This is a genomic window from Terriglobia bacterium, assembly GCA_020073185.1.
Lineage (GTDB): Bacteria > Acidobacteriota > Terriglobia > Terriglobales > Acidobacteriaceae > JAIQGF01.
Window position 1 is genome coordinate 1 of record JAIQFT010000064.1, and the last position, 22,129, is coordinate 22,129.

24 protein-coding genes are annotated in these 22,129 nt (G+C 62.9%); 10 read left to right on the plus strand and 14 right to left on the minus strand.

Translation table 11 applies throughout. The features are described 5' to 3' along the window. The 3 genes from LAN64_17780 to LAN64_17790 form a co-directional block, all read right to left on the minus strand. Positions 1-680, minus strand: a 680-nt coding sequence (locus LAN64_17780; GenBank protein MBZ5569681.1) for a hypothetical protein, incomplete at its 3' end; no start/stop codon positions are given. 39 nt (positions 681-719) lie between these two features. After that, positions 720-1,196: an SAM-dependent methyltransferase gene (locus tag LAN64_17785; GenBank protein ID MBZ5569682.1), complete on the minus strand. Its 477-nt coding sequence runs from the start codon at positions 1,194-1,196 to the stop codon at positions 720-722. 84 nt (positions 1,197-1,280) lie between these two features. Then, positions 1,281-2,372 (minus strand): aromatic ring-hydroxylating dioxygenase subunit alpha, encoded by a 1,092-nt coding sequence (locus LAN64_17790; GenBank protein ID MBZ5569683.1) that lies wholly within the window; start codon positions 2,370-2,372, stop codon positions 1,281-1,283. Between the two features lie 105 nt (positions 2,373-2,477). On the opposite strand from LAN64_17790, the gene LAN64_17795 reads away from it, so the two are divergent. The 4 genes from LAN64_17795 to LAN64_17810 all read left to right on the plus strand — a co-directional run bounded on the left by LAN64_17795 (position 2,478) and on the right by LAN64_17810 (position 5,727). Continuing rightward, the gene (locus LAN64_17795; protein ID MBZ5569684.1) at positions 2,478-3,899 is read left to right on the plus strand and encodes an amino acid permease; all 1,422 of its coding nucleotides are present in this window, start codon (positions 2,478-2,480) and stop codon (positions 3,897-3,899) included. 210 nt (positions 3,900-4,109) lie between these two features. Further along, positions 4,110-4,994 carry a universal stress protein gene (locus LAN64_17800; protein ID MBZ5569685.1) on the plus strand — a complete coding sequence of 295 codons (885 nt, stop codon included), beginning with the start codon at positions 4,110-4,112 and terminating at the stop codon, positions 4,992-4,994. Positions 4,995-5,050: 56 nt separating this feature from the next. Beyond that, positions 5,051-5,260, plus strand: a complete 210-nt coding sequence (locus LAN64_17805; protein ID MBZ5569686.1) for a hypothetical protein — start codon at positions 5,051-5,053, stop codon at positions 5,258-5,260. An 80-nt stretch (positions 5,261-5,340) separates the two neighbouring features. Then, positions 5,341-5,727, plus strand: a complete 387-nt coding sequence (locus LAN64_17810) for a hypothetical protein (GenBank protein MBZ5569687.1) — start codon at positions 5,341-5,343, stop codon at positions 5,725-5,727. A gap of 17 nt (positions 5,728-5,744) precedes the next feature. Here LAN64_17810 and LAN64_17815 read toward each other — a convergent pair whose 3' ends face one another. The 8 genes from LAN64_17815 to purL form a co-directional block, all read right to left on the minus strand. Continuing rightward, on the minus strand, positions 5,745-6,443 hold the full coding sequence (locus LAN64_17815) for an amino acid racemase (protein ID MBZ5569688.1): 699 nt from the start codon (positions 6,441-6,443) through the stop codon (positions 5,745-5,747). 97 nt (positions 6,444-6,540) lie between these two features. Further along, positions 6,541-7,089, minus strand: a complete 549-nt coding sequence (locus LAN64_17820; protein MBZ5569689.1) for a protein-disulfide reductase DsbD N-terminal domain-containing protein — start codon at positions 7,087-7,089, stop codon at positions 6,541-6,543. Positions 7,090-7,178: 89 nt separating this feature from the next. Continuing rightward, positions 7,179-7,775: a TlpA family protein disulfide reductase gene (locus tag LAN64_17825; GenBank protein MBZ5569690.1), complete on the minus strand. Its 597-nt coding sequence runs from the start codon at positions 7,773-7,775 to the stop codon at positions 7,179-7,181. A gap of 125 nt (positions 7,776-7,900) precedes the next feature. Continuing rightward, a complete protein-coding gene (locus tag LAN64_17830; protein ID MBZ5569691.1) occupies positions 7,901-8,620 on the minus strand; it encodes a cytochrome c biogenesis protein CcdA in 720 nt (239 codons plus the stop codon). A gap of 133 nt (positions 8,621-8,753) precedes the next feature. Next, on the minus strand, positions 8,754-10,199 hold the full coding sequence (gene purF, locus LAN64_17835; GenBank protein MBZ5569692.1) for an amidophosphoribosyltransferase: 1,446 nt from the start codon (positions 10,197-10,199) through the stop codon (positions 8,754-8,756). 18 nt (positions 10,200-10,217) lie between these two features. Next, entirely contained in the window at positions 10,218-10,430 is a 213-nt protein-coding gene (locus LAN64_17840; GenBank protein ID MBZ5569693.1) for a type II toxin-antitoxin system HicB family antitoxin, read from the minus strand. Further along, on the minus strand, positions 10,427-10,582 hold the full coding sequence (locus tag LAN64_17845; GenBank protein ID MBZ5569694.1) for a type II toxin-antitoxin system HicA family toxin: 156 nt from the start codon (positions 10,580-10,582) through the stop codon (positions 10,427-10,429). The genes LAN64_17840 and LAN64_17845 overlap by 4 nt, the downstream gene beginning before the upstream one ends. 6 nt (positions 10,583-10,588) lie before the next feature. Continuing rightward, positions 10,589-12,922 (minus strand): phosphoribosylformylglycinamidine synthase subunit PurL, encoded by a 2,334-nt coding sequence (gene purL / locus LAN64_17850; GenBank protein MBZ5569695.1) that lies wholly within the window; start codon positions 12,920-12,922, stop codon positions 10,589-10,591. A gap of 307 nt (positions 12,923-13,229) precedes the next feature. Between purL and selB the strand changes: the two genes are divergently transcribed. Both selB and LAN64_17860 read left to right on the plus strand, forming a co-directional pair. Then, on the plus strand, positions 13,230-15,152 hold the full coding sequence (gene selB, locus LAN64_17855) for a selenocysteine-specific translation elongation factor (GenBank protein MBZ5569696.1): 1,923 nt from the start codon (positions 13,230-13,232) through the stop codon (positions 15,150-15,152). A gap of 295 nt (positions 15,153-15,447) precedes the next feature. Then, positions 15,448-15,978: a DUF488 domain-containing protein gene (locus LAN64_17860; protein ID MBZ5569697.1), complete on the plus strand. Its 531-nt coding sequence runs from the start codon at positions 15,448-15,450 to the stop codon at positions 15,976-15,978. A 92-nt stretch (positions 15,979-16,070) separates the two neighbouring features. Here the strand turns inward: LAN64_17860 and LAN64_17865 are convergent, their stop codons facing one another. Both LAN64_17865 and LAN64_17870 read right to left on the minus strand, forming a co-directional pair. Continuing rightward, positions 16,071-17,366: a glycosyltransferase gene (locus LAN64_17865; protein MBZ5569698.1), complete on the minus strand. Its 1,296-nt coding sequence runs from the start codon at positions 17,364-17,366 to the stop codon at positions 16,071-16,073. Positions 17,367-17,492: 126 nt separating this feature from the next. After that, a complete protein-coding gene (locus LAN64_17870; GenBank protein ID MBZ5569699.1) occupies positions 17,493-18,197 on the minus strand; it encodes a DUF5752 family protein in 705 nt (234 codons plus the stop codon). 178 nt (positions 18,198-18,375) lie between these two features. On the opposite strand from LAN64_17870, the gene LAN64_17875 reads away from it, so the two are divergent. The 4 genes from LAN64_17875 (at position 18,376) to LAN64_17890 (ending at position 21,285) form a co-directional block, all read left to right on the plus strand. Then, the gene (locus LAN64_17875; protein ID MBZ5569700.1) at positions 18,376-18,570 is read left to right on the plus strand and encodes a hypothetical protein; all 195 of its coding nucleotides are present in this window, start codon (positions 18,376-18,378) and stop codon (positions 18,568-18,570) included. 66 nt (positions 18,571-18,636) lie between these two features. Next, positions 18,637-19,848: a cation:proton antiporter gene (locus LAN64_17880; protein ID MBZ5569701.1), complete on the plus strand. Its 1,212-nt coding sequence runs from the start codon at positions 18,637-18,639 to the stop codon at positions 19,846-19,848. Positions 19,849-19,953: 105 nt separating this feature from the next. Continuing rightward, positions 19,954-20,727 carry a 3-oxoacyl-[acyl-carrier-protein] reductase gene (gene fabG / locus LAN64_17885; protein MBZ5569702.1) on the plus strand — a complete coding sequence of 258 codons (774 nt, stop codon included), beginning with the start codon at positions 19,954-19,956 and terminating at the stop codon, positions 20,725-20,727. 207 nt (positions 20,728-20,934) lie between these two features. Next, a complete protein-coding gene (locus LAN64_17890; protein MBZ5569703.1) occupies positions 20,935-21,285 on the plus strand; it encodes a helix-turn-helix domain-containing protein in 351 nt (116 codons plus the stop codon). A 138-nt stretch (positions 21,286-21,423) separates the two neighbouring features. On the opposite strand, the gene LAN64_17895 is transcribed toward LAN64_17890, so the two are convergent. Further along, the gene (locus tag LAN64_17895; protein MBZ5569704.1) at positions 21,424-21,867 is read right to left on the minus strand and encodes a hypothetical protein; all 444 of its coding nucleotides are present in this window, start codon (positions 21,865-21,867) and stop codon (positions 21,424-21,426) included. Between the last annotated feature and the right edge of the window lie 262 nt (positions 21,868-22,129).

The window sequence follows — 22,129 nt, forward strand, 5'->3', positions numbered from 1 at the left end:
TCCCAGTTTGGCGACAGGTTCAAATCCACGGTGGGAAAAATCTGCTGCTCCTGCTCGGACAACGAATCGAAATTGCCGATCGGACCAAGCGAGCCATAGTACTCCAGTCCGACGGCGACTTTCTTGGTCAGGTCATAGCTGAACTTCGCGTTGGGCGAAAAGTCGAAGCCCTTATCGGAATTTGCGCCGACGAATGACTTGCCCACGGTTGGGTTGAAAGCCAAATACCAAGGCCCGATTTTCTTGTCCACGATGGGCCGCAGCTCCAGTGTCCAGGTGTCCACGGAAATAATGCGGCGCTGCCAGCCGAACTCGGTGGAGAGACTGACGCCCACCGGCCAGTGCCATTTCTCCGGGGCGCGCACGCGCGGGCGGATGTGCGAGCCGACATACTCCCAACCGTAGCCGGAATGCGCGTAGGTAAAGATGTAGAAACCGGTTTCGAACCAGTCGTTCCAGCCGTGGGTGATTTCAAAGGTCTCGTGCCAGGCGTGGTCAGTGGGACGCAGCCCATCCTGTGACGGATGGCCGGACGGCGCGAAATTGGTGTGGGTTTCGAACATGGTAGCGCCGGGCTCGACGGTGTCGGAGCCGTAGACCTGGATTTCGTAATTGTCCTGCGCCAGCGCGGGGATTCCGAGGCAGAGTGCGATCAGCAGGACAAGCAAAGGTCGCGACATGTTCGTTGGATTCGATGTCAACCAACCAACCGGGTTGCCCTATTTTGCCGGGCGCCAATAGGTGGTGGAAAATTCGCGTGCCCAGGCCGGCTCACGCACCGGGCCACGCGGACCCATCGCCGACATCCAGGGCTTGATGTCGAGCACCGGGGTGCCGTCGATGGCGTCCAGGTCTTCGACGGTGACGGTGAGCCCTTCAACGGAGACGAGGCGGCAGACGGTGGAGCCGATGCGGCTGGGACGCGCCCGGGCGCGCTGCGCGAAGATGCCAACCTCGGGCCAGTCCGGGCGATTGCGCGGGTGGCGCGTGGCGTAAACGATTTGCGAGTCGTCGAGCTGGTGGAAGTAGAAGAAAACTTCGACGTGGGAGAACTCATCGAGACCCTTCAGCGAGTCGGGCGTGAAGCGAGCCGGGTCGAGTTCGATGCGCGCGGTCAGGCCGCCGAAAACTTCATCGCGCGGCTCGCGGATTTCGCTATGGACGGTTCCGATAGGGGTGAGAGTTAGTGAAGGCATAACGTTTTCGGCTCTCATTGTCGGTAGCTGGCAGTCGGTAGCTGGTAGCTCGCGGGAAAAACCCTACGGGCTACCAGCCACCAACTACCCATTCATCGCCGCGGCGTAGAGCTGGTGGAAGTGGTACACGCCCTGCTCCTGCTTGATGCTGTAGCGGCCGCGGGAATAGCTCTGAGATTTCAAGTTGCGGTACACGGTCTCGCAGATGTGGCCGTCCTCCAATTGGATTTCGTTGCTGAAGCGAAAAGTGCTTTCGGGTGCTTCGGTCTGCAATACCTCGGGCGGAAAGAACCAAGCGAAGATGGCGATGCAGCGGTCGTGACCGAGTGGCAGAACGATGTTGAGCGACATGTTGTCGGGATAGCAGTTCAGCATCCAGTTGGGAAAAATCCAGTAGTACTCGGCGGAGAGATCGCCGCGCGATTGCGCGTAGCGCCGGGCGACATTGGCCTCATTCTCCGGGCCGCGGATCGGCGAGGACTGCATGGAATGGCGGGCAAACGTGGTGGTGACGTACTGGCTGTAGTCGAGCTCGCGATTCAGGCTGGGGTGCACCGAGGGAAGATGGTAGCCCTCCAGAAAATTGTCGATGTAGACCTTCCAGTTGCACTCCATGACGTAGTTATAGCGCTGGTAGAAGCGCATGCGGGCGAAATCGAACTTCGCGGCTTGCGATGGAAGCTTGCCGAGTGAGGTCAAGAGCGGTTCGGCAGCCGGATCGAGATTGACGAACACCAGGCCTTCCCACTCCGCCGCCTGCACCGGCCGCAGGGCAAAGTCGGAGTGGGAGAAATCGCAGACCCCCTCCATCTCCGGCGCGTTGAGCAGTTGTCCGTCGAGCGAGTAGGTCCAGCCGTGATAGCCGCAGCGGAAGACTTTGCGCGATCCGCAGTTTCCCGCGACCGGGCCGGCGCGATGGCGGCAGACGTTATAGAAGCCGCGCACTGCGCCGCCGGCGTCGCGGGTGACGAGCAGCGGCTCACCGCAAAGGTCGAAGGTGAAGTAGTCGCCGGGGTTGGCCACCTGTTCGCGCCAGCCGACACACTGCCACGTCCGCCAGAAGATGCGCTCACATTCGCGGCGCAGGCAGGCGGGATCGGTGTAATAGTCGGAGGGCAGCGTGTACGCGCGTTCGATGCCCGGCGCCACCTGCTCCACCTTGACGCTGTCGGCCATGTGCGGATAACCTCCGGGACTCATTATCCAGTTTCTAGTTTCCAGTTTCTAGTTTCTGGTCCCAGTCGCAGAGGCGTTTTCCTCCAAATGCCTGCCGAGACCTCAGTGCAATCCGCAAAGCGGGAATCCACCGGCCTGGTGCGCGGGCTGTCGCTGTGGGACGCGGTGCTGCTGGTCATCGGCGGCGTGGTGGGCAGCGCCATTTTCCTGGTGCCGAAGGACGTAGCGGCGGCGCTGCCCTCGGCGCCGCTGTTTATCGGCGTATGGGTTGCCGGGGGCGTGCTGTCGCTGATGGCGGCGCTGGTCTTTGCCGAGCTGGGCGCTATGTTCCCCGAAGCCGGCGGCCAGTATGTTTACCTGCGCGAAGCGTATGGCGACCTGTCGGCGTTCCTCTACGGTTGGCTGATGTTCGTGGCCGGCAACACCGGCGGGATTGCGACCATCGCGGTGGCGTTCGCCGTGTATCTGGGGAAACTGGTGCGGCCGCTGGAGGCGGGCGTCGCGGTGCTTGCGCTGCCCGGACTGGGATGGAAGTCGGGCCAGGTGGTGCAAACGGCATGGAACCTGACCCGCGGCGACCTGGTAGCGGTGGCGGCGATCGTGGTTCTGACCTGGATCAACGCGCTCGGGGTGCGGCGTGGCGTGATTCTGCAAAACGTGACCACGTGGATGAAGTACGTAGCGATCGCGGCGTTCGTGGGGTTCGGGTTTGTCATCGGCAAGGGCTCGTGGTCGCATTTCAACCTGGGTGGAGTGCACGAAGCTTTCGCCGGCGGGCTGAATCCGTTCATGGCGGCCCTGGGGGTAGCGTTCATCGCCGTCTTCTGGTCGTACGAAGGCTGGGTCTACGTGGCCTGGATGGCGGGCGAGATTCGCGCCCCGGAGCGCAACATCCCGCGTTCGCTGGTGCTGGGGATCGTGGGGGTCGTGCTGCTGTACGGCACGATGAACGCGGCATACCTGTTCGCCCTGCCGGTGGAGCAGATCGCGCGCGAGGACGCGGTGGGCCAAGCGGCGGCGCTGGCACTGTTTTCGCCGGCGGCGGCGTACTGGATTTCGGCGGTAATCGCGCTGGCGTGCTTCAGCGCCACCTCGAGCAACGTGCTCGCGGGTGCACGCGTGGCGTACGCGGTCGCGCACGACGGCCTGTTCTTCCGCCGCATGGGCAACGTCCACCCACAGTACCGGACCCCGGCGTTCGCGTTGGCGGCGCAGGGCGTACTGGCCTGCGTCTTCGCGCTGAGCGGCACCTACGACCAGTTGTTTACCTATACGGTCTTCGGCATGATCCTTTCCTACGTGGCGACCGTAGGGGCGCTGTTCGTGCTGCGCCGGAGGCGGCCCGGCATGCCGCGTCCGTACCGCTGCTGGGGATATCCGTGGATGCCGGCGGTGTACCTGATGCTGATCGCCGGCTGGCTGGTGAACACCACGTATGAGCGGCCCAAGGAGGCCTGGTCGTGCCTGGTGCTATCGGCGATTGGGCTGCCGGGATATTTTTATTGGCGGCGGAGTACACGACGGTAGCGGATGAAGAAAATCCCCACCCTAATCTCGCCAACCCGTGAGAAGCATAGGGGTGTGACAACCAGTGCCGGGGGATCGGATTTCGGTGAGTGCCGAAACAGGACAGCTATCGTCGCGGCGCGCGGCACATCACTGAATCCGCGGTCAAAAGGTGTAATGATTGCCATGGCAGATCGGGTGCCTCTTGTGCCATAGCTGAGGAGGTGTCCTATGGCAACTGTAACCGCCCCACCGCAGGTTTCATTAAAAACCATCCTTGTAGCAACCGATTTTTCGCGCTGCACGGAACCGGCGCTGTGTTATGCGGCCGCGCTGGCGCGTGAGGAGAAAGGGAAAATCTTCCTGGCGCACGTGCTGCCGCCAGCGCCCACGTACCCCATCCCGCTGGATTTCGGACCGCTGTCGCAAGAGGGCGAGGCAGCCTGCTCCCACATGCGCGAGGCGCTGGCGACGCCGGAGCTGGCCGGAATCGAACATGCATCCCTGCTCGAGCAGGGCGAACTGTGGCCGGTGCTGGAATCTGTGATCAAGGACCACAGTATCGACGTGGTGGTCATCGGGACGCACGGTCGCGAAGGGCTGACGAAACTGATTCTGGGCTCGGTGGCCGAAGAGGTCTTCCGCCGCTCGCCGTGCCCGGTCGTCACCGTGGGACCGCACGTCGCGCCGTCGTGTCTGCACGAAGGACGTCTGCGGCGAGTGGTGTTTGCCACCGACCTCTCGCCGGGATCGCTGCACGCGCTGCCCTACGTGAACAAACTGGCGGAGCAGCACCACGCCGAATTGACCCTGGTGCACGCGCTGGCCAGCGCCATCCCGGACGCGGAATCTGGGGCAACGACGTTTGTGCAGCGGGAAGTGGATGAGGCGCAAGCGCAACTGCGAAAGCTGGTGCCGGCCGGGACGAAGACCGACGTCGTGGTGGATGTTGGAATTGCCGCCGCGATCATCGTGCGCGTCGCGGAAAAGCAGAACGCCAGCCTGATTGTGATGGGGCTTCACCAACAGTCAGTGTTCGCAGCGGCGCATTTCCCGTGGTCCACAGCGCATCGCGTGGTATGCGACGCGCACTGCCCGGTGCTGACGGTGAGGTAGCAAGAGGCTTGAGGCTGCGCGCTTCAGGCGTCAGCGTTACGTCGGAAGGTGGAAGTATGCGCGTGGCGCATCGGCAACAATTTCCTGGTGCTGCGATCGGGTGGGGCGCTGCCATGAACCTGTTCAGCCTGATTTTTGCGCTTATCCTGGCGGTGCTGTTCACGATCCTGCTGCTCCTGTTTGTCGAGGCGGCGCAGCGCAAGGCGCCGCCGGCGCCACCGGAACCCCATCGTGCGGCGGACCTCCGGATACAATTGCGCCCTTAGCGCTGGTTCGCGGTTCCGGGTACATGGAAAGCTAAGCGCCGCTCGCGGATGCCCCGTTAGAATTCTCCCACGGAGCTGCCATGACACGCATACTCGGGCTGATCGCACTGGTGATCGCGCTGGCGATCGGGTTTTACCTGTACACCAAGCAGGCGCAGACGGCGTCTTCGACTCTGGGAGCGTCGAATCCGCGAGCCGCGATTGATGTCGCTGGCGTGCGCAACGACCTGCTGGCATTCGCCAACGCGGAAAAACAGCAGTTCGCGCTGGAAGGAAAGTACCTGCCCCTGGACGAGTTGCGCGCCAAAGGGACGGTGCTGCCTTCCGAGCGACGCGGGCCGTACAGCTATTCGGCGGACGTGAGCGGAACCAGCTTCCGGATCACGGCAACGTATTCCGGGCCGGAGATGCCGGGCGCGCCCAAGTCGCTGAGCATCGGCGAGACGATGCAGATTGAAACGCAATAGGCTTCAGGCGTCAGGCATCAGGAAAGCAATTCGGTGACCGCGCGGTCGACGTGAATCTTTGTGGTATCCAGAAATGGAATGCCGGCGCGGTCGGCGACTTCCCTCAAGATCAGTGGCAGCTCGGTGCCGGCGAGGATCACGGCCTGAATACCATCACGCTTCTTCATTTCCTCCACAATGGTGAACAATCCGTCGCGTGTGGCGGGAAGAAAAACGTTCTCCAGAAGCTCGTTGATGTACTTGTCGTGAATGAAGGCCTGCTCCTCTTTGCTGGGAACAACCAGTTCAATGCCTGCGCACGAAAAGACGTCGGGGTAGAAGCGCCCTTGCATGGTGAAGCCTGTGCCCAGGAGACCGAGCCTGGTCAGCCGCAAGCGCTGCGCCTCGTCGCGCGCGGCTTCGACGATGCTGATCAGTGGAATGGACGAGCGACGTTGCACCGGGTCGAAAACGATGTGCGGCGTGTTGGCGGCGATGAGAGCGAAGTCGGCGCCGGCCCGCACCAGGCGTTCTACACCGAGCGCGAGATAGTCCGCGAGCTCGGCGAGTTGGTTGGCATTCAGGAGCGCGATCCCGCGCTGCACGTCCAGGCTGTTGATGATGATGGAGGGAGAGCTGCCGTCGGGCCGGCGCTCGCGGTAGGCTGCCAACAGGAAGCGGTAATACTCAATGGTGGACTCGGGCCCAAGGCCGCCGACGATGCCGAGTGTCTTCATAGAAACCACGAACTAATAGTGCCGCCATTGGCCATTGGCCGTTTGCCATTGAAAAAGCGAATTCGAGCAGTGGTAAGCCAAAAGACCAATGGAAGCTTTATTGATGCACGTGCGGGCTCTGCGCCGGGTTGCGACGGGTGTGGCCTGTCCCGGCTTTGCTGACCTTTACGTCAAACGCGACCGGCACCTTGCCCGGCGGGTAGCAGGCGCGGTCGTCGCAGGCCTGGTACTGAAGGGTGCAATGGACGCGATACCTGCCCGGCGGCGTGGTGCGAGCGGCCCTGACCAGCGCGGTCAGAGTGAAGTCACCGGCGTAGACGCTGAGTTTCTCGCTGGGTGAGAACGGGAACGATCGCTCCACGCCAGCGGGATAAGTCAGCTTGGCGACAGCAATGTTGGTGGGCGGACTGACGCTGAGGACGGTGGCAATCAGCAGCTCCGATGTCGGCTTGTGGGAGTTGATGTGATATCCGGGGGCGACGCGGAACGTAAGCTCGACCTGCTTGGAGCTTCCGGCGTGGACAACCACTGGCGCGATCGGGGCGGCGGTGACGCGCTGCGTGGCTTTGGGCTTCGAGGTTTCGACTTGCGCCAGAGCTGCCGCTGATATCAGCAGAGCAACGAATACAACAGCGAATTTCCCCACCCTGTCTCGCCCTCTCGCTACTCTTCGGGGCAGGCGCCATCCGGCGAGACAAGGGTGGGGCAACCTCGGGCGGAAATCGGGCGACCTCATCAGCGGACCGCTCCCGCGGCAGGCGGGGAGTTCTGCGCCACCGCCGGACCTTGCTGGAGCGCGGCGCGAATGTTGTCTTCGATCTCGCCATGGCTCACCAAGCCAAAAACGCGCGACACGATCCTCCCGTCGCGACCGATGTAGTAGGTGGTGGGCAAGGAGTCCACGCCGCCATACTGGTCGGCCACCTTGTCATTGCCGAGCAGGACGGCGTAATTCAGGCCCATTTCCTTGGCAAACTTGGCGACCGCGTCGTGGGCGTTGCCTTCGTCCATGGCGACGCCGACGATCTGCAGTCCCTGCGGCCCGTACTGCCTCTGCAAGTCAACGAACCAGGGCATCTCGATCTTGCATGGCGGGCACCAAGTGGCCCAGAAATTCAACAGCACGGCCTTGCCGCGCAGGTCGGCCAGGCGGACGGTGTTGCCGTCGAGATCTCTGAGCTGAAAATCGGGCGCGGGCTGGCCCTTGATGGCCTTATTGCTGCCGGAAATGCTCTCGCCCGGAGTTTGTTGCCTGGTCAAGTGCTTGCCGGCGATCAGCATCCCGGCGATCACCAGCACGACAACAACGATCACGGTGGCGTCACGTTTCATGCCGGATGCAGGCGTCGCCGAGGTGGCCGAAGTTGCAGGGTTCGGGACTGCGTCGGGAGCGGGGCTGTTTCCGGCTGCGCTGCTTGGAGGGGAAAAATTTGTCGCCATGGGAAGCCTCTACCTCATTACAATGCGAACCGATTCAGAAACGACAGGTATCCCGAAAGTACGGTAAAGCGGCCGGTCAATACCAGCGCACCCAGAACAATCAGCAACACGCCGCTGGCGACTTCCACCGCGTGCAGGTGGCGGCGGAAGCGTCCGTAGAACGACAGGAAACGGTCCACGCCGAGCGATGTGAGCAGGAACGGTACCGCCAAGCCGGCGGAATACACGGCCAGCAGGAACATGCCCTTGGTCACCGTCTCTTCCGCGGCGGCCAGAGTGAGAATGCCGGCGAGGATGGGGCCGATGCACGGCGTCCATCCGAAGGCGAAGGCAAATCCCACGAAAAACGCGCCCAGGGGCGAACTGCTACCCTTCACGTCATGCAGGCGCTTGTCGGCGTAGAGAGCCTTGATCTTCAGCAGGCCGGTGAGGTGCAGGCCGAAGATGATGATGACAATGCCGGCAATCAAGGTGAGATCGCGGCGGAAACGGCCGATTAACTGGCCCACCGCGGTGGCTCCCGCTCCCAGCAGGATGAACACGATGCTGAAGCCAAGAATGAAAGTGATGGAGTTCAGCATGACCGCGCGCAGGGGGCGGCGCTCGTGCGCCAGGCTCTCGGCGCCGGTGCCGGAAATCAGCGAGACGTACCCCGGCACCAGCGGCAGCACGCACGGCGACAGGAACGACAGCAGCCCCGCGATAAAGGCGGCCAGCGGTAAGGGAGTTGCGGACATCGTGATTATTGTACCTGTTCTAGTTTTTCACTAAGAGAGATGCAGCGCGGGCGACCTCCGCTACAAAAGAGTCGGTGGCCGTCGGTCGCTGGCTGGCCGCGTGATCGGGAGTCCGTAGCCGGTAGTCCGAAGACTAATCCGCGGTGATCCGTTCGCTTTCGAAGATTGCAGGCTGGATGTCTTCGATGGCGACAAAGTCGGTGGGGTACTCGCCGGTGTAGCAAGCAGTGCAATAGGTGGTCTGCTCGCCTTCGCCGCAGGCTTGCTTCAGGCCCTCGAGTGAAACGTAGGCGAGGGAATCGGCGCCGATGAACTTCCGAATCTCCTCTACGCTCTTGTTGGCAGCAATCAACTGGCGTTTGGAAGGCGTGTCCACACCGTAGTAACACGGCGAGATGGTGGGCGGACAGGAAATCCGCATGTGGACTTCCTTGGCGCCGGCGTTGCGGATCATGCGCACGATCTTGCGGCTGGTGGTGCCGCGGACGATGGAGTCGTCGATCAGCACGACACGCTTGCCCACGAGCACGCTGCGCACCGGGTTGAGCTTGAGCTTGACGCCGAAGTCGCGCACCCGCTGCTCGGGCTCGATGAAGGTGCGACCGACGTAATGGCTGCGGATGAGGCCGACTCGGAAGGGCAGCCCGCTTTCGGCGGCGTAACCGATGGCGGCGGGCACGCCGGAGTCAGGGACGGCGACCACGATGTCGGCGTCCACGGGGGCTTCACGCGCGAGTTGGCGGCCCAGCGATTCACGGCTCTGGTTCACCGAGCGACCGAAGACGATGCTGTCGGGGCGCGAGAAGTAGACGTGCTCGAAGATGCAGGCCGACTGCGGCGCCGCCGGGGCGTAGAAGCGCAACTGGAGCCCTTCGGGGCCGACTACGACCAACTCGCCGGGCTTGACGTCGCGCTCAAACGTCGCACCCAGCAAGTCGAAAGCGGTGCTCTCGGAGGCAAAGGCGATGGCATCGTTGACGCGCGTGCCGCTGGCGGGAATGCGTCCCAGCGACAGCGGACGAAAACCGCGCGGATCGCGAGCGGCAAAGATGCGGTCGCGCGAGATAACCACCAGCGAAAAGGCGCCGTCAATGCGGCGGAGCGCGTCGGCGATGGCGTCGGGCAGGGTCTGTTCGCGCGAGTGCGCGATCAGGTGCACGATGACCTCGGTGTCGCTGGTGGTCTGGAAAATCGAGCCTTCGGCTTCCAGGCGCGAGCGGATATCGCTGGCGTTCACCAGGTTGCCGTTGTGCGCCACCGCGATCATGCCCTTGTTGCAGTCCACGCGGATGGGCTGCGCGTTGAGCAGGGCGGAGTCGCCGGTAGTGGAGTAACGCGTGTGGCCGATGGCGAGCGCGCCGGGAAGCCCGGCGAGCACGGGCGCGGTGAAGATGTCGCCGACCAGGCCCATGGATTTGTGCACGCGAATGTTCGAACCGTTCGAGGCAGCGATGCCGGCGGATTCCTGGCCGCGGTGTTGCAGCGCGTGCAGGCCGAGATAGGCGAGGGTCGAGGCCTCGGAATGGCCGTAGATGGCGACCACGCCGCACTCTTCGCGGAATTTGTCCAAAAGCGGCATTTAGCAATCAGCGATTGGCTAGGCTGAAATCGTGATGTAGCCAGCAACCGTGCTCGGCTCGGGAATCGAGTCTCCGTCCTCCCTCATTCCATCCAAATGCATTGCGATAGCCTCGCGCATAAGTTGTTCGGTTTCCTCAAGCGTGTCCCCGGCGGCAACGCAGCCAGGGAGGTCAGGCACATGCGCGCTGTATCCGGTAGCAGTCTTCTCGTACAGAACTGCGTACTTCATCGCAAACCAGCCTGTTTCAAAATCGATCTAAACGTTTTCGGATCCAAGTCCTTCGACGGATGACCGGCAATCGTCACGCGGCCTTCTTCAGTGCGTGTTTGTATTGCCGGTCCATCTTCCTCAACGAACTTCATAGCGTCGCGAATCTTCATGCGGCGTCAGCTCTTGTGCAAAATCTCCGGCTCCAGGCGCGCTTCGGGTTCGGTGTGGAGCGCGCGTTCCAGGGCGTGCTCCCACGCATCTTTCAGTCGCGACACGGGCGCGGACACGACCGCCCTGCCGTCCACGAAGATTTCCAGTTTTTCGGATTGCGTGACGCCGATCGGAAGCGCGGCCACGGCATATTTTACCGCTACTTCTTCGATTCTCGGGACGTTTTCGCGGACGCAGGAGATCACGATGCGGCTGGCGTCCTCGCCGAACAGCAGGTATTCGGGAAGCAGGTCGTCGCCGCCCATGTCCTGGCTCGCCAGTTCCACGCGGGCGCCGAGGTCGCGCGGGAAACAGGATTCGGCGACCGCCACCGCCAGGCCACCTTCGGAGCAGTCGTGAGCGCCATCAATCAGGCCCAGGCCGATGAGGTCGATAATGCAGTCCTGCAGCGCTTTTTCCCTCTCCAGCTCGAGTGCCGGCGGGAAGCCCCACACCTGGCCCAAGATCTCTTTCGCATACTCGGAGGAGCCAAACTCGATTTCAGCATCCACGGCATCGCCGGGTTCGGAGCCGCGCAGCAGCACGATGGCGCGGTCTTTTTCGCGGAAGTCGGGGGTCATGGCACGGTCTACGTGCTCGATCAGGCCGACGATGCCGACCACCGGCGTCGGGTAAACACCTTCGCCCAGAGTTTCGTTGTAGAAGCTGACATTGCCGCCGGTGATGGGCGTTTCCAGTTCCTCGCAGGCGCGGGTCATGCCGTCGACGACTTGCGAGAACTGCCACATGATGTGCGGTTTTTCGGGGTTGCCGAAGTTCAGGCAGTTGGTGGCGCCGATGGGACGCGCGCCGGCGCACGCCACATTGCGCGCCGATTCGGCAACGGCATGCATGGCGCCGAGCTTGGGATCGAGCCAGCACCAGCGCCCGTTGCCGTCGAGCGCCATGGCCAGGCCGCGTTCGGTGCCTTTGACGCGCAGCACGCCCGCATCGCCGCCGGGACGCTGCGTGCCCACCAACTGAACGTAGCTTTCATACTGCTCGGTGATCCAGCGCTTGCAGCAGATATTCGAAGCGGCCAGCAGGCGCTCAAGGTTTGACGTCAGGTCGGATTCGCCGCCGAGCTGTATGCTGTCCGGCTTCTCGCGCGGAACTGGCGCGTCCCAGCGCGCCAGGGGACGCTTGTAGACCGGTGCCTCGTCGGTGAGCGCGTGGTTGGGAATTTCGGCGACTACGTGCCCATGTTGCAGCACGCGCATTTTTCCGTCATTGGTGACGCGGCCGACCGTGGAAGCGTCGAGTCCCCACTTGCGGAAAACGGAGAAGACTTCTTCTTCCCTGCCTTTTTCCGCGACCAGCAACATGCGCTCCTGCGATTCGCTGAGCATGATTTCGTAGGGCGTCATGCCGGTTTCGCGCTGCGGGACGAGGTCGAGTTCGATTTCCAGCCCGACGTGACCGCGCGCTCCCATCTCGCAGGTGGAGCAGGTCAGGCCGGCGGCGCCCATGTCCTGGATGCCGACCACCGCGCCGGTCTCCATCGCCTCCAGGCACGCTTCCAGCAGCAGCTTCTCCAGGAACGGGTCGCCGACCTGCACGTTGGGACGCTTCCGCTCGCTGGTCTCGCTAAACTCCTCGCTCGCCATGGTGGCGCCGTGAATGCCGTCGCGCCCGGTCTTTGAGCCTACGTAGATGACCGGGTTGCCTTCGCCGGAAGCGCGCGCGTAGAAGATCTTGTCGCGGCGTACCAGGCCGAGCGCGAAGGCGTTGACCAGCGGATTCTGCGAGTAGCAGGGCTCGAACTTGGTCTCGCCGCCGAGGTTGGGTACGCCGAAGCAGTTGCCGTAGCCGGCGATGCCGCTGACCACGCCCTCCAGAATCGACTGATTGCGGCGGACCGTCTTCAGATCGCTCTCGCTGGGGCCGGGGCGGATGGGGCCGAAGCACAGCGAGTCCATTACCGCCACCGGGCGCGCGCCCATAGTGAAAATGTCGCGCAGAATGCCGCCCACGCCCGTGGCTGCGCCCTGAAAGGGCTCGATGAAGGATGGGTGATTGTGCGACTCGATCTTGAATGCGCAAGCCCAGCCGTCGCCGACGTCGATGATGCCGGCGTTTTCGCCGGGACCCTGCACCACGCGGCGGCTGCGCGTCGGCAGGCGCTTCAGGTGCACGCGCGAGGATTTGTAGGAGCAGTGCTCGCTCCACATCACGCTAAAGATGCCCAGCTCGGTGATGGTGGGCGCGCGGCCGAGGAGTTTGAGAATTTTCTGGTATTCCTCGGGACTGAGATTGTGCTCGCGGACGACTTCGGGCGTGATCGCGCTTTCCGTCGGCATGGGGAGACTCTTGACTATTGTCGCATGAAGGCAAGGCGCGAAAAATCTACGAATTGAAGAATTCACGAATTTCCGGCCTCCCTCGGAAGGCTTCGCGGCAACATAATTCGCAAATTCCTCACTTCGACAATCCGTAAATCGATCAAACCCCGCGCACGTGGGCCGCATCTTAGCACTGCATTGAACGATGAACGTCCTGATCCAAAGCATCAGGGCCGCTCGGGGCGGACGCCAACCAGCGCAGGCTCCGAGCCCCCGCGGAGGGGAGTTGCCCCGCCTCCCGCCACTGTGATTTACACTTTCAGCGATGAAATCGGTCATCGTTGGGACTGCCGGCCATATCGATCACGGAAAAACCGCGCTGGTGAAAGCGCTGACTGGCATCGATGCCGACCGTCTCGAGGAAGAAAAACGCCGCGGCATCACCATTGATATCGGCTTCGCGCACCTTGACCTGCCCGCCGACCGCGGCGAAACGCTGCGTCTGGGCTTCGTGGACGTCCCCGGCCACGAGCGCTTTGTGCGCAACATGCTGGCCGGCGTGGGCGGCATTGACGTGGTGCTGCTGGTGGTCGCCGCCGACGAGGGCATCAAACCGCAAACCCGCGAGCACTTCGACATATGCCGCCTGCTCGCCATCCCGCGCGGCATCACGGTGCTGACCAAGTCCGACCTGGTGGACGGCGATTCGCTCAGTGTGGTCAAGCTCGAGCTGGAAGAGTACCTGGCCACGTCGTTTCTCGACCCGATTCGCGCGCCCATCATTCCCGTCAGCTCGAAAACCGGCGCCGGGCTCGAGGACTTGAAGCGCGCGCTGCTGCGCGTTGCCGCCGAGGTGCAGGCGAAAGACTCGAACTCGGTGCCGCGCTTGCCCATTGACCGCGTCTTCACCATGAAGGGATTCGGCACGGTCGTTACCGGCACGCTGCTCTCGGGCACGGTGAAAAAGGAAGACGAACTGGAGGTTTTTCCCGGCGGGCGCCGGGTGCGAGTGCGCGGCGTGCAGGTGCATGGCGCGGCGGCCGAGCAGGCGGTCGCGGGACAACGCACCGCGCTCAACCTTGCCGGCATCGCTACCGAAGACCTGGCGCGGGGCATGACGCTAATGCATGCGGGCGTGTTCCACACTACGCCGCGGGCAAACGTACGGCTGTCGCTGCTGGCCGGGGCGAAGCCGCTGCGCGATCGCGCCCGCGTCCACCTGCACGTACACACCAGCGAGACCATCGCCGAGGTCGCGGGCTTCGGCGGCAAGCCGCTGCAGCCGGGGCAGTCGGGATTCGCGCAGTTGCGCTTCCGCGATCAACTGCTCGTGCTGCCTGGCGACCGCTTCATCATCCGCCAGTTTTCGCCGGTCGTGACCATCGGCGGCGGAACCGTCATTGACGCCGCGCCGCCGGTGAAGGGCGTGCCCGCCGACCAGACCATCGGCTTTCTGGAAACCGTTTCGCGCGGGTCTCCTCCGGAGGTGCTGGCGGCCCGCGTGGCGCGACGTGGAAAGCGCGGGTTGACCGTCTCTGCCGCACTGTCCGAAACCGGATGGTGGCCGCCGAAACGCGTGGACGAAATCGTTGCCTGGCTCGTGCCCGGCGCCGCTTCCGCGAAATCCGCTGTGCTCAGGATCGCGGACGTACTCATCTCCGCCGACGCGTTCCAGCAGGCGAGGGACGAGGCAGTCGCGGCAATCAATGCGTTTCACTCGGCAAATCCGCTCGTGCCCGGAATCGCCAAGGGCGAGCTGGCGGAACGGCTCGGCTTGGAGCAAACCGTGTTCGGCGCCGTGCTCGATTCGCTGGTGCGCGACAAGAAGCTGGAGACCACGGCGGAAATCGTGCGCGCCGTCGGCCGGGGCGTGGTCATGAAGGACGAGGAGTCGGAGTCCAAGAAAATCATCGAGCAGGCCTTTGCCGGCGCCGGGCTCAAGGTTCCGGCACTCAAAGACGTACTCGCCTCCGTGAAGGTGGACCGGGTCCGCGCGCAGAAGATCGTGACCCTGCTGCTGCGCGATCGCGTGCTGGTGAAGCTGTCGGATGACCTCGTCTTCCACCGCGACGCGCTCGATCAACTGCGCAAGCTGATGGCGGCGGCCAAGGCGCGCTCGCCCAGGATTGACGTCGCCAAGTTCAAAGACCTCACCGGCGTCTCGCGCAAGTACGCCATCCCGCTGCTGGAGTACCTGGACCGCGAGCGAGTGACGCGGAGAGTGGGCGATCAGCGGGAGATTCTGTGATTGAGTCATGAAGAATATTTCTGAGCGGGTCTGGTCTTACGCGTCACTTGCCGTAAGCATGACGACTGCAGTCCTAACTGTCTCGCTTGCTGAGTACGCTTTTCGGTACCAAGGAACGACGCTCGCGAATTCTCCTTACGAGAGGTGGCTGTCTTCGTTAGACGCCGCGAGTGTGGTGTGCGCAATCACTCTCGCCGTTATAGGCATGTTTAGAGAATGGCGGCCTTGGCTCGCGACGTTGGCCCCGGCGTTCGGAATTTTGAGTTTGTTTTTTTACGTCAAATGACAGCTACAAGTGGCCACGCTTTTCACCATCGGTCACTCCACACGCTCCCTCGACGAGCTGATGGAAGCGCTGCGGGCGCACGGCGTGGCGCGGCTGGTGGACATCCGTTCGTTCCCCATGTCGCGCCGGCTGCCGCAGTTCAACCGCGAAAATCTGGAGCGCGAGTTGCCCAGAAGCGGGATTGATTATGTCTGGATGAAAGCGCTGGGCGGCCGGCGCAAGAAGATCCGCAACGAATCGCCCAACACCGCACTGCGCAGCGACTCCTTCCGCAATTACGCCGATTACATGCTCACGGCGGAATTCCGCGACACCGCGGCTGCCCTGGTGCGCATGGCGGAGGCGAAACCCACCGCGTACATGTGCGCCGAGCGCGTGTATTTTCGCTGCCATCGCATGATGGTCTCGGATTACCTGGTGGCACACGGGCACACCGTGCTGCACATCGACGCCACCGGCCCGGCGCGCGCGCACAAGTTAATGGACGTGGCGCGCGTCGCTGACGGAGAGTTGATTTACAACGGCGGGGAGCTGTTTTGAAACGGTCGTTGGCCATTGGTGATGGGCCGCCACGCGCGAAATCTCACGCGCCGTCCCGCCAAACGGGCGACCCGAAAACCTGACACTCGGCCCTACTCCTGGAGCGGCGCTTTCTCCGGCCGCGCCATTCCCAGCATGATCTGGTACAACAGCAGGTAGCGCTTCACGTTGGTGGTCATGAGGAAGTTTTCCTTGGCGTGCTCGCGACCGTTACGCCCCAGTTGAGCGGCGTATTCCGGGTGCGTGAGCAGATAGCGGATCTGGTAAGCGCAGCCCTCCACCGAGTGCACCAGCACTCCGGTGAGCTTGTGGATGACCTGGGTCGGAATGCCGCCCACCGCTCCGGCAATCACCGGCTTGCTCTTCCACAGCGCCTCGGTCACGGTCAGGCCGAAGCCTTCCTTGATGGACTTCTGCACCACGATGGTGGAGGCTCGCTGCAGGGCGTTGATCTCCAGCGCGGACCACGGTGGCAGGTTGAGCACGAGGATGTCGGGATCGTCGCCCGCCTCGTCCATCACTTCCTGCAACACCGCCGCGCCTTCGGGATCGTCGGTGGCGCCGCCGCCGGCTAGCACCAACTGGCAATCCACGTATTTCTTCGCCAGCTTGTAGGCCAGGATCACGCCCACCGGATCCTTCAGGCGGTCGAAGCGCGAAATCTGGGTGACGATCGGCCGGCTGCGGTCAATCCCGAAGTCGTCGCAGACCTTGGCGATGGATTCCTCCGGCAACTCCTTGTTCTTTTCCGATAGCGGATCGATGGCGGGATAAAGCAAGTATTGCGGTATGGACAACTGCCGCGAAAACGCCGGCGCGGAGAATATGGCGGCGTCGAACTGCTCCACCAGGGGGCGCAGAAATCCCCAGACCGCGGGGTGCGGATTGCTGACGTCAATGTGGCAGCGCCAGATCCAGCGGCCGCGGTTGCGCGCCCGCGAGCCGATCAACCCCGCCGGCTGCGGGTCGTGGATGACGAACAGGTCCTCGCCGAACTCCATGCGCTGGCGGTTCTGCTCGTTGTAGAGCATGAAAATGTCTTTCGCCTGCTTTGTCAGGTTGTATTCGCCGCCGTGCAGCGCATTATGGAAGCCCTTGGTGACCTCGAAGAAGTCGTTACCGCCGGTGATAACCTCCCATTTCGTGTGCACTTCCAGTTCGTTCAGCAGCGGGACGAGCCGGTTGAGGATTTCGGCCACGCCGCCGCCCACGGCGGTGGAGTTCACCATCTTCACCGTCTTGCCGCGTAGCTGGCGGGCAAGGAAATGGAGCTCGTCGAGCTCGGGACGCCCGATGATAGGCTCGTAATCGTCCAGCCGCGGCGGCGGTGGCGGCGGCGGCGGCGTTTCCGAAATCCGCGCACGCTTGCGGCGCTCTCCGGGCTCCATCGCGGGCGGCGCTGCCGGTGCGGTCACAGGCGGACCGTCATTCCCCGGACCCCGGTTCTCAGCGGCCCGGCCCGGCAGGTTCGCTTCCTGCGTGTTCTTCCCGTCGTCCATGGATTCCGTCGCTCCTCAGTGCGCCGATCTTCCCGCCGATTGCGCGGCGCGTTCCAGGATGCGCAGGATCTGATCGCGAATGTCGTGCAGCGTCAAAGTATAGATGTCAATCCGGTTCATGCGGACTCCCACGCTCCCCAGATCCATCTCGTCTTCCAGCCACAGGGAGAAATCGTTGGAATTGAGCTTCAAGCGCAGGCGGGCCTCGATGAAGTGATAGTGAATGCTGTGAATGCTGACTTTCCTTAACGAGTCGATGAATTCCTGCAGGTTGCGCGCCACAAACGGCGTCGGAATCACGACTGTGTCGGAGGCGCAGAAGTAGAATGGCTCCAGGGCGGCCCGGTCGCGCGCGCGGGGATTGCGCTTGAGATATTCCTCGACCACGGCAACCAGGCGGCCGCGCAGGTCGGGGATGCTGGTGAACTCGCGCACGTCAATCGAAGCCAGCCGCTCCGCCAGTCCCACCTCGTTGCAAGCGGCGAAGGCCCAGTGCGCAAAGTCGTTGGAAAATCCCTCGCGGATGAAGTGGTGCTCCTGCAAGGTCTGGAAGGTGTGCTGGAAGATGGAGTCGTTGGGACAAGTGCGCAGCGCTTCCAACAGCTCCGACAAATTCGTGGCGCGCTCCCGGCCAATGCGCAGCAAATGCGCGGCGGAGTTGAAATAGAAAGGCACACGCGCCCAACGGTCGGCGATCGACAAGGCCTGCACCGTCGCCATCAGGACTCCTCCTTAAGCCGGGGTCTTCCGCGCGGACGCGCGGAATGCCGTGGAAAGCAGTAGGATGCGCGTTCGGCGGTGCCTTGTTGTTTTGGCCACAGAATTGTACGCCTCTCCGGAGCAAGCGCCCTGGTCCGCGATGCGCAAGCTGCGCAGCGGCTGGTACCTGGAATGAGCAATGAGCAAAGGCCAGCGCGGCGAGGATCGAACCAAGGATTCCTGCCATCCCGCCGAAGATCATGCCGAGCCCCAGCACCGTGCCGAGAAACGCGAACGGCAGGCGCTTCGGCTACTCTTCGATTTTTGTAGCCAGCGGGGTCCCTTTGCGTTAAACAAAAATCTCGGCGCGGCGCCGTGCTTTGCCGGCAACTAGGCGTGCGCTCGGAACGCCGCATCGAGTCAGAAGACGCACGGCCCAAACCGGTCGGAAGGCCGCACCATGCCCCAGCACGTCGACACGTTCCTGCTCGAGCTGTTCGCCATTTTCGTGTGGGCAAAAGTTTTCGGCGAGCTGTTCGAACGACTGTATGTGCCCGCCGTGCTTGGGGAAATCCTCGCCGGCATCATTCTCGGACCGCACGCCACCGGGCTGGTGACGCCCTCCGATACGGTTGGCTCCATCGCCGAAATCGGCGCCATCTTCCTGCTCTTCACCGTCGGCCTGGATACCCGCCCTCAGGACCTGCTGCGGGTGGGCCGCCAATCTTTGCGAGTCGCGCTGGCCGGCGTGGCGGTGCCGTTCCTGCTCGGCTTCACCTACCTGCACCTGAAGGGCGGACCGGTGCACGAATCGGTATTCGTGGCCGCCGCCATGGTGGCCACCAGCGTCGGCATCACCGCGCGCGTGCTGAGCGACATTCATGCCCTGAACACGCGCGAGGCACGCATCATCCTGGGAGCGGCGGTGTTCGATGACATCCTCGGCATGATCGTGCTGGCCATCGTCGCCGGCCTGGCCACCGGCGGCAGCATCCGCTGGATCCACATACTCGTGCTGGTGGTGGAAGCTCTCGGCTTCGCCATTTTCATGATATTCATCGGCCCTCGCCTGGTCGGTCGCATGCGCACTCCGCTGCAGAGCATGTCCACCCGAGACGCGCCGCTGATTCTTGCCCTCGCCATCTGTCTTGGTCTCTCGGTGGCGGCGACCAAGATTGGCATGGCGGCCATCATCGGCGCCTTCTTCGCCGGCCTCATGTTCGCCGACTACTCCCCGGAGTGGAATCTGCAGCCGCGCGTGCACGCCATCAACGAATTCCTGGCTCCGTTTTTCTTTTTCGTGATGGGCACGCGCCTCAACATCCATCTCTTCACCGGTTCGGTCTGGGCTACCGCCATCATCATTTCGCTGCTGGCGATCGTCTCCAAGGTCCTGGGCTGCGGGCTGCCCATGCTGGGCGAAGGCATGTCCACCGCGGCCAAGATTGGCGTCGGTATGATGCCCCGCGGCGAAGTCGCGCTCATCGTCGCGCTCATCGGGTTGCAGATGAACGCCATTTCGCAGCAGGGTTATGCGGTCGTCATCTTCATGGGCGGCGTGACTACCCTGTTGGCGCCACCGCTGCTGCGCTACCTGTTCCGTAACCTCGAACCGGAAACCGGCCCGCCGGACGGATTGGAAAAGGACATGCGCGAGTCGCGCCTCGGGTAGCCCTCCCTGCAGGAAATTCCGTCCAATCTGGGCGTGTCATGCCTGCGGCCTGAAGCCTGGGAGCCTGAAGCCTGCTTGCTATAATCGGGCTTTCCAGGAGCCATGATGGCTGAGACAGGCGCCGCCTACCGCGGTATCCGGCTCGACGGACGTGTGGCGCTGGTGACTGGCGCCTCGCAGGGGATCGGACGCGCCTGCGCCATCGCCCTGGCCGAAGCCGGCGCTGCTGTCGCCCTCGCTGCCCGTAACGAGCAGAAACTGGCGGAAACCGCCGACCTCATCCGTGCCGCCGGCGGCGTGGCGGAAACTTTCAAGATCGACGTAGCCAAAGAAGACGAAATCAAATCCGGCATCAAGGCGGCCATCGCCAAGCTCGGCAAGCTCGACATCCTGGTGAACAACGCCGGCATCACCCGCGACCACCTCGCCCTGCGGATGAAGCGCGCCGACTGGGACGACGTCATCTCCACCAACCTCACCGGCGCTTACCTGTGCAGCCAACAGGTGCTCGGCTCCATGCTCCGCCAGCACTGGGGCAGGATCATCAACATCACCAGCGTCTTCGGCCAGATGGGCCAGGCGGGACAGGCGAATTACGCGGCTTCGAAGGCGGGGATGATCGGCCTGACCGTGGCGTTGGCGCGTGAAGTCGCCTCGCGCAACATCACCGTTAACGCGGTTGCGCCCGGTTACGTCGAGACCGCCATGACCGACGTGCTCGTGCCGGAGCTGAAGGAACACGTGCTCAAGATGGTCCCGCTGGGCCGAGCCGGCACCGCGCGGGACGTCGCCAACGCCGTGCGTTTTCTCGCTTCCGAGGAGGCGTCCTACATTACCGGCCACGTGCTCTGCGTCAATGGCGGCATGCTGATGGGCTAGCTCGCAGCCCGTCACCAGCCCACTGACCACTGATTCTTGGTGTCTCCGAGGTTAAGACCCGTTTCGTTACCATAACGGGAAACGGCGTCCTGATTGGCTTTGCGCATGGCCCACCTAAGATTGTCGAAAATTGTGCTTGCGCAGCCGTTCTACTCTGGTTACTATGCATACCACCCCCAAATAGCCCTAAGACTGTTTTAAGCCAACATGAATATCGGCGAAACCATCCGCAACTTCCGTCTACAAAAAGGCATGTCCCAAGGCGACATCGAAAAGCGCACCGGGTTATTGCGCTGCTACCTGTCACGCGTGGAGAACGGCCATACCATTCCTTCCCTGGATACCCTGGCCAAGATTGCCGGCGCCATGGAAGTGCCGCTGGCCCAGTTCTTCGTCGGCGACCCGCGCGACAACGGCGCTCGCAACTTGCCGCAGTTGAGCGAGGACGAGATCCGCTTCCTGACGCAGATCCGGCGCTATTCCTCCAGCCTCAACGACAGTGATCGCAAACTGGTGCTCGCCATGGTCAAGAAGATGGCCGGCGGGGCAGGCAAATAGCTCCCGAGTTGCGAGTTGTCAGTTGCGAGGGATTCGATCTTGATTCTTGAAGCGGGGCGCTGCGGCGCTCCGCTCGCTTTTCCGACGGCCGACAGCCGATTCGCCAACGGCCAATTGGCGTGCGCTGCTAGCTGACAGCTAGTACGGCGAGAACGTCAGCGTCTTATCTTTCTTCTCCACCCAGATTCGCGCCGGCTCCTTGCGCTCATTGATCGTGACCAGCACCACCACGCCGCTGCCGTTCTTGGGGCTGGCGGAGCCGTCAATGTGGAAGCTCTTGATGATCCCCCACTCCCCGCCCGGTCCCCAGTCGTTGTAAAAATCGCGGAACGAATAATTGGGATTCTGCGGGTGCTGCTTCCAGTCGGGGTCGTGCAGCCAGATGCCGTACGCCTTTTCGAAATCCTTGTTCACCAGCGCGGTGAAAAAGTGGTCCACCACGCGCTCCTCCGGCCAATTGCGGTACAGGTAGGCAAAAATTCCGACGACGATCGCCGCCGCCATAACCACCGCGATGATGATTTTCTTGCGGCGCTCGCGCCGGGGATCGTATTGCGGAGCGGTGAAAATCGAGCTGGACACGAATGCATTGTAGCAATTGGAGCAGTCTTACAAGTGGCGTAGTGCCCGGCAGACCGGCGAAGGAATGCGGTCTGCCGCGCGGCGCAAAGATTCATGCTGCCCTGCGAGCTTTTTGAACCAAGTTCAGAAATTCCAACAGGTCGGCGTTGACTTGATCCGCATGCGTGGCGGTGAGGCCGTGAGGCAAGCCCGGATAATAGATTTCCTTCGCCCCCTTGATGAGCCTGGCCGATTTCTTCGCTGAATCCTTGACCGGCACGAT